This is a genomic window from Acinetobacter thutiue (assembly GCF_030385805.1).
GTDB lineage: Bacteria > Pseudomonadota > Gammaproteobacteria > Pseudomonadales > Moraxellaceae > Acinetobacter > Acinetobacter corruptisaponis.
Window position 1 is genome coordinate 1 of the sequence record NZ_JAUDZE010000025.1, and the last position, 1,449, is coordinate 1,449.

General features: G+C 38.4%; 1 protein-coding gene. It reads left to right on the forward strand.

The annotated features are described in order from the left end of the window. Positions 1–51: 51 nt before the first annotated feature. Positions 52–1,418 (forward strand): IS3 family transposase gene (locus QTA56_RS18240; RefSeq protein ID WP_411956115.1). Its coding sequence is split into 2 segments (ribosomal slippage): positions 52–526 and positions 526–1,418, totalling 1,368 coding nucleotides; the frame shifts between segments, so codons are not numbered across the junction. Positions 1,419–1,449 lie beyond the last annotated feature (31 nt).

Consider the following 1,449-nt stretch of genomic DNA (forward strand, 5'->3'; position numbering starts at 1 on the left):
TGAACTGCACCCCGAAAGTTGGACATAAATCCACTACTAGGGGTGTAACTCATGAGCAGGTTGAAACGTACTGTTGAGTTTAAGTTGGAAGTGGTTAACCACTTCTTTCATACAAATGATGGACAACGAAGAACCGCAGCAATTTATGGTATTGACCAAGGGCACGTCAGACTTTGGGCAAATCTATATAAACGACATGGAATTCAATGCTTAGAAAAGCAACGACTTAATCTTTCAGCCGAAGAAAAAGAAGCTATTATCTTATATAAACGAAAAAATCATCTTTCTACTCGACAAGCCGCCGAACACTTTAATATTCATGCAATCAATACGATTACTGCGTGGGAAAAGCTTTATGATGAGGGTGGATTACAAGCATTAACCCCTCTTAAATTAGGTAGGCCGCCTGTTATGAAGCCCATTAAGCCTATAGCATCCATTAACAAAAAAGATGCTGACCTTAGTAAAGATGATTTATTGCAGCAACTTGCATACTTGCGTGCAGAAGTTGATTATTTAAAAAAGTTGGAAGCCTTAGCTCAGCAAAAGCACAAATTAGCAGCAAAGAGAAATCGAGGCTGATTATCGAGTTAAGGCATATTCATTGTTTATCTTCCCTATTAACAGCCGCTAGAATGGCTCGAAGTACGTTCTACTATTGGTATAGTCATTCAAACAGTGATAAATATAGCAACGAAAAGCGATTAATACAGACCCTCTATCATCAGCATAAGGGTCGTTATGGCTATCGCAGAATTACAAGTACTTTGAGACGTAAAGGGTATCTTCTTAACCATAAAACTGTCCAAAAATTGATGCAGCAACTAAAACTTACATCATTGATTAGACGTAAAAAATATCAATCCTACAAAGGGGCTTATGGTAAAGCTGCACCCAACATACTGAAGCGTCAATTTACCGCTACCAGACCAAACCAAAAATGGGTTACTGATGTGACCGAATTTTATGTGAATGGCAAGAAGCTATATTTATCGCCCATTCTGGACTTATATAATGGTGAAATTATCGCATGGCAAACTTCTGATCGCCCCCATCAGCATATGGTGATCAAAATGTTCAAATCAGCATGTGAAAAATTAAAGCCCACCGATACCGTAGTATTGCATTCAGATCAGGGCTGGCAATACCAGTTACAAAGCTATCAGCATCTATTGCAACAGAATGATGTAAAGCAAAGCATGTCAAGAAAAGGCAACTGTCTGGATAATGCTGTGATGGAGAATTTCTTTGGTCATTTAAAATCTGAATTATTCTATTTAGAGAAGTTTGAAAGCATTGACCAGCTCAAGCGTAGTGTAGATGAGTATATTCACTACTACAATCATGAGCGTATCAAGATGAAATTAGGTGGATTGAGTCCTGTAGAGTACAGAACTCAATCCTTGTTTGCCGCTTAACTAACTGTCCAACTTTATGGGGTCAGTTCAT